4 protein-coding genes and 1 pseudogene are annotated in these 9,581 nt (G+C 43.3%); 4 read left to right on the forward strand and 1 reads right to left on the reverse strand.

Annotation, left to right across the window (positions count from 1 at the left end; genetic code table 11):
* The first annotated feature begins 3 nt into the window (after positions 1–3).
* The 3 genes and pseudogenes from JCM10512_RS09095 (at position 4) to JCM10512_RS09105 (ending at position 5,162) form a co-directional block, all read left to right on the forward strand.
* A complete protein-coding gene (locus JCM10512_RS09095; protein WP_044162371.1) occupies positions 4–2,277 on the forward strand; it encodes a GH92 family glycosyl hydrolase in 2,274 nt (757 codons plus the stop codon).
* Positions 2,278–2,299: 22 nt separating this feature from the next.
* Positions 2,300–4,572, forward strand: a pseudogene (locus tag JCM10512_RS09100) (GH92 family glycosyl hydrolase).
* A gap of 155 nt (positions 4,573–4,727) precedes the next feature.
* Positions 4,728–5,162 (forward strand): DUF6078 family protein, encoded by a 435-nt coding sequence (locus JCM10512_RS09105; RefSeq protein WP_044162377.1) that lies wholly within the window; start codon positions 4,728–4,730, stop codon positions 5,160–5,162.
* A 195-nt stretch (positions 5,163–5,357) separates the two neighbouring features.
* Here JCM10512_RS09105 and JCM10512_RS09110 read toward each other — a convergent pair whose 3' ends face one another.
* Entirely contained in the window at positions 5,358–6,353 is a 996-nt protein-coding gene (locus tag JCM10512_RS09110) for an XAC2610-related protein (RefSeq protein ID WP_148298335.1), read from the reverse strand.
* 587 nt (positions 6,354–6,940) lie between these two features.
* Here JCM10512_RS09110 and JCM10512_RS09115 point away from each other — a divergent pair.
* A partial coding sequence (locus JCM10512_RS09115; RefSeq protein WP_044162398.1) for a SusC/RagA family TonB-linked outer membrane protein occupies positions 6,941–9,581 on the forward strand: 2,641 nt, incomplete at its 3' end.

Below are 9,581 nucleotides of genomic sequence, written 5' to 3' on the forward strand. Positions count from 1 at the left end.
ACTATGAAATTAAAAACATTCCTTATAGGATGTTTAGGAGGTTTTTTCGCATTTAGCTCCTGCACAGAATCCACGAAAGTAAAAGATTACAGCGCATACGTCAATCCTTTCATCGGGACCGGCGGACACGGACATACATTTCCGGGATCAGTAGTACCACACGGTATGATCCAACCCAGCCCCGACACACGCATAGACGGATGGGACGCTTGTTCAGGCTATTACTATGCCGATTCTACCATCAACGGATTCTCTCACACGCATGTCAGTGGTACCGGATGTTGCGACTATGGAGATGTTTTATTGATGCCGACAACTGGTACACAAGAATATACGATCACCGATTCACAAAGCCAACAACTTCCCTACGCTTCCTCGTTTTCACACTCAAACGAAACAGCCGAACCCGGATATTATGCCGTATTTCTGGATAGGTATCAGGTAAAAGCAGAACTAACTGCAACCAAACGGGGCGCACTCCACCGATATACTTTCCCGGAAAGTAAGGAAGCCGGATTCATTCTCGATCTCGACTATAGCCTGCAACGACAGACCAATTCGGAAATGGAGATTGAAGTCATCAGTGACACCGAGATCATCGGACATAAGAAAACAACCTACTGGGCATTCGACCAGTACATTAATTTCTATGCCAAGTTCTCCAAACCGTTTACACATACACTCATCACGGACTCTGTAACAATGGACGACGGCAAGCGTCTCCCTGTCTGCAAAGTTCTGTTACAGTTCAACACTCATAAAGACGAACAGGTATTGGTTAAAGTCGGCGTATCGGCTGTGGATACAGAAGGTGCCCGTAAAAACGTAGAGACCGAAATCCCCGACTGGAACTTCGACCGGATACGCACCAACGCACGTGCCGATTGGAACCGTTATCTATCCAAAATCGATATTACAACGGCGGATGAGAATGATAAGACTATATTCTATACTTCGCTGTATCACACCGCCATTAGCCCCAATCTGTTTACAGATATGGACGGGCGATACCTTGGAATGGACCTTACTGTTCATCAAGGGGACACGATCAACCCGATATATACGGTATTCTCTTTATGGGATACTTTCCGGGCCCTGCATCCATTAATGACAATTATCGATCCGGAACTCAATAACCAGTTCGTTAACTCACTGATTAAAAAGCATCAGGAGGGTGGCATATTCCCGATGTGGGAGTTGGCGTCCAACTACACCGGTACCATGATCGGATACCATGCCGTACCTGTCATCGTAGATGCGTATGTGAAAGGTTACCGTAATTTTGATATACGCGAAGCTTATAAAGCCTCTCTGCGTGCTGCCGAGTATGACACCAACGGCATTAAGTGCCCGGCTCTTGTTTTGCCGCATCTGATGCCAAAGGCTAAGTATTACAAAAACACAATCGGATACATCCCGTGCGATCGCGAGAATGAGTCGGTTGCTAAAGCGCTAGAGTATGCTTATGATGATTGGTGCATCTCTGTTTTCGCCGAGGCAATGGGTGATTCTGAAGTACAAACAAAATATGCCCGTTTGGCAAAAGCTTACGAGTTCTACTTCGATAAGTCGACCCGCTTCATGCGTGGACTAGACTCTAAGGGAGAATGGCGTACGCCTTTCAATCCGCGTGCTTCCACCCACCGTACCGACGACTATTGTGAAGGTACTGCCTGGCAATGGACCTGGTTTGTTCCGCATGATGTAGATGGGCTTATCAACTTGATGGGTGGAAAAGAGCCTTTCATAGAAAAACTGGACTCTTTATTTACGGCCGATTCTTCGCTGGAAGGAGAAGCTACATCCGCAGATATCAGCGGACTTATCGGACAATACGCACATGGCAATGAACCCAGCCATCACATCATACATCTGTATAATTATGCCGATGCTCCCTGGAGAACTCAGGAACTTGTAGACAGTGTTTATAAGAGCCAATACTCCAACCGGGTAGACGGATTGTCGGGTAATGAAGACTGTGGGCAGATGTCTGCCTGGTATATTCTCAACTCAATGGGCTTCTATCAAGTATGTCCGGGCAAACCGGTTTACTCCATCGGGCGTCCTGCCTTTGATAAAGTTGTGATCAACCTGCCGGGCGATAAGAAGTTCAGCATTTACGTGAAAAACAATGCCAAAAGCCACAAATACATACAAAGTGTGTCGTTGAACGGCAAAGCGTTGACCACCCCTTTCTTCAGCCATGAGGATCTTGTGAGAGGAGGGGTAATGGAAATTGAGATGAGCAGTCAACCCACGCGTTGGGGTATTCAATAATCACTAATTGTCAACCCATACCATGAAAAAACTCTTTCTACTAATTTGTGCATTCAGCTGCACACTCTTTGCCCATGCCAACGACTGGACACAATACGTCAACCCACTAATGGGTAGCCAGTCCAGTTACGAGTTATCAACAGGCAATACATATCCTGCCATTGCACGTCCCTGGGGAATGAACTTCTGGACTCCACAAACCGGAAAGATGGGCGATGGATGGCAATATACATACACCGCCAATAAAATACGCGGATTCAAACAAACGCATCAGCCAAGTCCATGGATCAACGATTACGGACAATTCTCCATTATGCCGGTGGTCGGCAAGCCGGAGTTCGACGAAGAGAAGCGTGCCAGTTGGTTTGCTCACAAAGGAGAAACCGTAACTCCTTACTACTATAAGGTATATCTGGCCGAACATGATGTAATAACGGAAATGAGCCCGACGGAACGCGCGGTGTTATTCCGCTTCACTTTCCCCGAAAACGATCATTCATATATCGTTGTAGATGCTTTCGACAAAGGTTCTTATGTAAGATAATCCCTGAAGAGCATAAAATCATCGGTTACACAACCCGCAACAGCGGCGGAGTACCTGATAACTTCAAAAACTATTTCATTATTGAATTCGACAAACCGTTTATCTATCGGGCTACCGTGTCGAATGGCACCCTACAGGAGACCCTAACGGAACAAGCCTCCAATCATGCCGGGGCAATTATCGGATTCAAGACAAGCAAAGGAGAGAAAGTACACGCCCGTATCGCCTCATCGTTCATCAGCTTCGAGCAGGCAGCTTTGAACCTCAAGGAACTAGGCAACGACTCGATGGAACAACTTGCCGGAAAAGGAAAAGAAGCCTGGAACCGTGTATTGGGCAAGATAGAAGTGGAAGGAGGCAACCTGGATCAATACCGTACATTCTATTCGTGCCTATACCGTTCGTTACTCTTCCCACGGAAATTCTATGAGGTAGACATCAACGGCAATCCGGTACATTACAGTCCCTACAACGGGCAAGTATTGCCGGGCTATATGTTCACCGACACAGGTTTCTGGGATACTTTCCGTGGTTTGTTTCCACTGTTAAACCTAGTCTATCCTTCGATCAATAAAGAGATCCAAGAGGGACTTATCAACACCTATAAAGAAAGTGGCTTCTTTCCCGAATGGGCTAGCCCGGGACATAGAGATTGTATGGTTGGCAACAATTCCGCTTCCGTTTTGGCAGACGCTTACTTAAAAGGCATACGGGTGGATGATATTAAAACATTGTACGAAGGACTTGTCAAAGGTGCGAATCACGTGCATCCCCAAGTCTCTTCGACCGGTCGTCTGGGACATGAATACTACAATAAGCTGGGCTATGTTCCCTATGACGTGAATGTTAATGAGAATGCAGCACGTACATTGGAGTATGCCTACAATGATTGGTGCATCTATCAGATAGCTAAAGAGTTGAAACGTCCCAAAAAGGAGATCAACCTGTACGCCAAGCGTGCCATGAATTATAAAAACTTATTCGACAAGGAATCGAAACTGATGCGTGGACGTAATCAAGACGGTACATTCCAATCTCCCTTCTCACCACTGAAATGGGGTGACGCGTTTACCGAAGGCAATAGTTGGCACTATACCTGGTCTGTATTTCACGATCCGCAGGGGTTGATTGACTTGATGGGCGGCACAGAAAGCTTTGTAACAATGATGGATTCTGTCTTTGCTGTTCCTCCTGTATTCGATGAAAGCTATTACGGACAGGTGATTCATGAAATACGCGAAATGACAGTTATGAACATGGGTAACTATGCGCACGGTAACCAACCGATCCAGCATATGATTTATCTATATGATTATGCCGGCCAACCTTGGAAAGCACAATATTGGCTGCGTCAGGTGATGGATCGAATGTACACTCCGGGGCCGGATGGCTATTGTGGAGATGAAGACAACGGACAAACTTCCGCTTGGTATGTATTTTCCGCATTGGGCTTTTATCCGGTTTGTCCCGGCACGGATGAATACGTTATGGGTGCTCCGTTATTCAAGAAAGCTACTGTTCATTTTGAGAATGGCAATAACCTGATTATCGAAGCGCCGAACAATAGTCCCCAGAATTTCTATATCAATTCTATGAGTTTTAATGGAGAAGCGTATACACGGAACTATCTCCGTCATGCCGATCTACTCAAAGGAGGTGCTATCCGGATAGAGATGAACAATCAACCTAATCTTTACAGAGGAGTAAAAGCTGAAGATTTGCCCTACTCTTTTTCGAAAGAGCAACAGTAAGCGAATATACAGATATGCTATTCCTTTGATTTCGATATTGATTTCAAGATACAAGCTGTACAGTTAAAAGTGATGGTCTGAGAGTAAATTATTTACTTTCAGACCATCACTTTTAATTCCTATTTAGTACTTTTGTCTGATAAAACACCACAATCATGGAAGAAAAACTTGACTTTTCAAAAATCCCTTTTGAATATCCGATGTGCCTAAACCAACAATGCCCCAAAGCTTCTACATGCTTAAGACAACTTACCGCACAAAGTATACCCGAAGATACCAATTATTTAGTTATTGTCAATCCGAAGAAACTACCCGTTCAGCAAGAGACCTGCCTTTACTATCGTTCCAATGTAAAAATACGCTTTGCCAAAGGCTTCATAGGTATACTAGAATCACTACCCCACAAACAGATGCAAGTTGTCATTGCACGCTTAATAATTTTTTTTGATCGTAGAACCTATTACCGGGTCCGTAAAGGTGAACGTTTACTCTCTCCTAGTGAACAAAAGAGTATACTGAATATCCTCAGAAGTTGCGGAATAGCTCAGCCACAAGATTTTGACGCATACATCGAAATTTACGATTGGTAATTGAACGATTTTTCTTTCTCTTACCTCGGTTAACATAGGAGCTTCTGCTTCACCTTCGGTTTCATGAACTTCCAAGCCGAAACGTTTTCTCAAATACTTTGGGATCATTTTCTCTATGTCCACCGGTATTGAGGAGAAGTTGATTCTTATTTGCAGGTTGCAGTAATACAAGATCGAGAATCAGTATCATTGGCTTTATTGTGATATAAGCTTCAAATCAAATGTTCTCCCATCCTTTCCTCGAATGTAACGTACGTCATAACACACGGCACCTTGTATGGTTAGTACGTATACGCCGTTTACTTCACCTTGATATATTTCGTTATAGAATAATTGCCGTGTGTTGGGACGGCCTTCCCCACTCCTATCTTCAACAACCTCTTCTCGGTCATAATGAATAGGAATACGCTCCGCTTGCCCTTTGTAGAACACAAAGCCACCCGCTATGTTTTCATCATAGACAGCCATGCGTAACTTAAAATTAGTCGTCAATCCTACTGACTGTAATTGCATATCTAAATAATGTGTGTGGCAATCCACTTCTTCAAACACGATTTCATTATCTTCGTTAAACAACACATTGCCTGTGGCCTCATCTCGCATGGCTTCCAAACATTGTTGTTCGATAAGTATCATTTGGTTATCAACCAATTTATACGTTTGAGAGGCTACACTTGCACCTGCACGGGAGCGATTGCGAGAAGTTATTGTTTTGGATGAACCATCGAACACTAGATTTGTGCCTTCAAACCCACTTTCTATAAAAGTCTTGGTTTCCGTATCGAATAGGAAATAGTAACTATAGAAATTATCTAATGTCCCACATCCTCCAAGCAAAGAAAAGTCGTCATGCCCATCGAAATTGTAATCTTCAATATCAAAGCTATCTCCTCGACCAGATGTATTCAGTTCGATCTTCTGTACAAGTTGCCGAGTTGGTTTATCCAAAACCTGCACACATACCCATTGGCTGTTATACGCCGTTTTTTCCTTGGACGAAACCAATTGCAGCATGTAGCACCCCAATTCTTTTTCATTGGTAATTTTACAATTCCATTCTTCGTTTTCGTCTTCTTCAGCCGTACGGAATTCAGTAAACAGGGGTATTTCCTTATTTTGTGCATTGATATATCCTACCGAAAAAGTCAACAGGGATAAGAGGGAGACTATAGGTAGTTTAATGTGTTTCATTTCGTTTAATAATTGCAACGGCCGTGCTATCGAGCAACCACGCTTCAAAAGGATCGGTTTCTAAAACGATCAGTTCCTCGCTACAAGCAAATCGTTGTCAAAAATAGCAAATTATCTGATAAGCTCCCACTATACTCCTTCATTCTTGTTATCTACAACAGGCTTTTACTTCTTCCCTTACAGTGCCAGCCTATTCTTTAGCACTGTCACAGTTGTGCCACCGCGGTGGCACAACTGTGACAGCGAAGTGGCAAAGCAGTGACAATGCGATGGCACAAATACTTCTTTAGCATGCTGCATGCAAAGTAACAGATCAATTATGTGAGTAACATTCTATCCCCAAACAAGCGCTATGTAATGCTATCAACAAAACAATCCGGAGGCTATATACGTTTATTAAGTCTCAGAACTACAGTCGATTATTAAAGAGTTACTGGTGCATATTTCAAACTAGTCTTAACTTTCTTTTAAAAAAGAGAAAGAGAACTAAGTGTTTATTTCAGTTACATTGTTTTATTAGTAAAAGGATGAGGAAGTCGACACTCTCCCTTTGACTTTACTAAGTGTATAACCATTAAATTAAATGTATGGAAAGCAAATACTCGCTTCGAAAGCCGAATTTATTTCGAGCTTTACTGATTATCTTGTTTATAGCACTCCCCGTACAATGGGCTGCTGGGCAGTTGACCCTATCTACTCCTCGCACCACGCTCGGAGTAGTTATCAAACAAATTCAAGCTCAATCAAAGTATCAGTTCTTTTATGACGACAAATTATCTGCAATCGCCGTAGAGCCACTGCAAGTAAAAGATGCCTCGTTGGAGAAAGTACTGAGCACTCTTCTTAAAAACAAAGATGTCTCTTACAAAATTGAAGAGAATATCATCTATTTATCCACTAAAGAGACTTCGAAAAGTACACAACAAGTGGGAAAAGAACGTACCGTTACCGGACAGATTAAAGACGCCAAAGGCGAACCACTGATTGGAGTAAGCGTACTAATAAAAGGTACGACTGATGGAGGAATAAGCGACTTGGACGGTAATTATAAAGTTACTACCAACAACGCCAATCCCATCTTTGTATATTCATACGTTGGATACAAAACTCAAGAAGTTTCTTTAAAAAACCAAACATCTATTAATGTAACATTAATGGAAGATACCCAAGTTATCGATGAGGTAGTCATAACAGCCTTAGGTATCAAACGTTCCGAAAAGGCGTTAAGTTACAATGTTACTCAGATTGATGCCGAATCGGCATTAGCTGTCAAAGATGCCAACTTTATTAATTCACTAAACGGTAAAGTAGCCGGTTTGAATATCAATGCATCTTCTTCCGGTATCGGAGGAGCCAGCAAAGTAGTGATGCGTGGTTCAAGAGGGATCGAGCAATCGTCTAATGCACTTTATGTGATCGATGGTATCCCGATGTACAACCTGAGCGCAGCCGGTGGTAGTGAAGAGTTCCAATCACAAGGCTCAACAGAAGCCATTGCTGATATTAACCCGGAAGACATTCAGTCCATGTCTGTTCTGTCGGGTGCCGCTGCCGCTGCTTTATATGGTAGCAATGCATCCAATGGAGCCATTATTATCACAACTAAAAAAGGAGCAGTAGGACGCACCTCAGTTACTTTTTCGAGCAATACGGAAATCCTTTCTCCTTTCGTAATGCCTGAGTTTCAAAACCGTTATGGTACTTCAGGTACAGACGCCAGCTGGGGTTCAAAGCTCAATGCCGGCAATTACTATGGATATGATCCCAAGAGCGATTATCTGCAAAACGGACTGATCGGTACAGAAACCGTAACTTTTTCCACCGGTACCGAACATAACCAAACCTATGCATCAGTGGCTGCGGTTAATTCACGTGGCATTATTCCAAACAACAAATACGACCGCTACAACTTTACATTTCGGAATACAACCCTATTCCTGCAAGATAAGATGCGGTTAGATGTAGGTGCCCAGTACATCATGCAAAAAGACCGCAACATGATCAATCAAGGTATTTATGCCAACCCTTTGACTTCAGCTTATTTATTTCCTCGTGGAAATGACTGGGAAGAGTATAAGATGTACGAACGTTACGACCCAACCCGCAATTTATACACCCAATATTTTCCACAAGGCGGTGGTTCATTCCGCTTGCAGAATCCATATTGGATCAACTACCGCAATCTGCGTGAGAACGACAAAGATCGTTATATGTTGAGCGCGTCTTTATCTTATGATATACTAAGCTGGCTGAATGTTGCCGGACGTGTACGCGTTGACAACTCGCTTAACACCTATACACAGAAATACTATGCCTCAACAGAAAGAACAATCGCTGAGGGAGAAAACGGTTTCTATGGAGTCAGCAATATACGCGACAAACAAACCTATGCCGACCTACTAGTAAACATTAACAAACGTTTTGGAGACGATTGGTCATTAGTAGCCAACCTTGGTTCCTCTTACTCGGACACCCGTTCGGAAGATCTTACTGTTAGTGGCCCGATAGCAGATAACGGACTTCCTAACTACTTCACTGTTGTCCAATTGAGCAAAGAAACAGGCAAACGTACAGAAACCGGCTACCGCGAACAAGTCCAATCGATATTTGCTTCAGCCGAACTAGGATATAGAAGTACATACTACCTGACACTGACCGGACGTAACGATTGGCCCAGCCAGTTGAAAGGTCCCAAATCTAAAAATTCGTCCTTCTTCTATCCTTCAGTTGGTGCCTCTGTGGTACTTTCCGAACTTCTGACCTTACCTCAAAGCATTTCTTACTTGAAACTACGTGCTTCTTGGGCTTCTGTCGGACTACCTTTCGGACGTTTCCTGGCCTATCCGACTTTCCAATGGGATTCCTCAACAGGTGCTTTCTCTTCTCGATCGGCCTATCCATTGTACGACCTAAAGCCTGAGCGTACTGATTCTTGGGAATTCGGTATCACTGCCAACTTCCTGAAACATTTCAATATGGACTTCTCGTTCTATAGTACGAAGACTTACAACCAGACCATGGACGCTGGAATTTCTCCTACCGGAGGATACAATACATTCTATGCGCAAACGGGTAATGTCCGTAACCGCGGTGTTGAACTCTCGCTCGGATATAAAAACACTTGGGAGAAATTCACATGGAATACCAATTACACATTCAGTGCTAATAAAAACAAAATATTGGGTCTAATCGATGGATATATAAATCCAATAACCGGTGAAAAAATAA

It is taken from the genome of Bacteroides reticulotermitis JCM 10512 (assembly GCF_000517545.1).
Taxonomy (GTDB): domain Bacteria; phylum Bacteroidota; class Bacteroidia; order Bacteroidales; family Bacteroidaceae; genus Bacteroides; species Bacteroides reticulotermitis.

What these genes read in the sequence shown, in the direction of transcription:
- JCM10512_RS09095 (WP_044162371.1), top strand. Translation starts at nt 4, where the DNA reads ATGAAATTAAAAACATTCCTTATAGGATGTTTAGGAGGTTTTTTCGCA.
- JCM10512_RS09105 (WP_044162377.1), top strand. Translation starts at nt 4,728, where the DNA reads ATGGAAGAAAAACTTGACTTTTCAAAAATCCCTTTTGAATATCCGATG.
- JCM10512_RS09110 (WP_148298335.1), bottom strand. Translation starts at nt 6,353, where the DNA reads ATGAAACACATTAAACTACCTATAGTCTCCCTCTTATCCCTGTTGACT.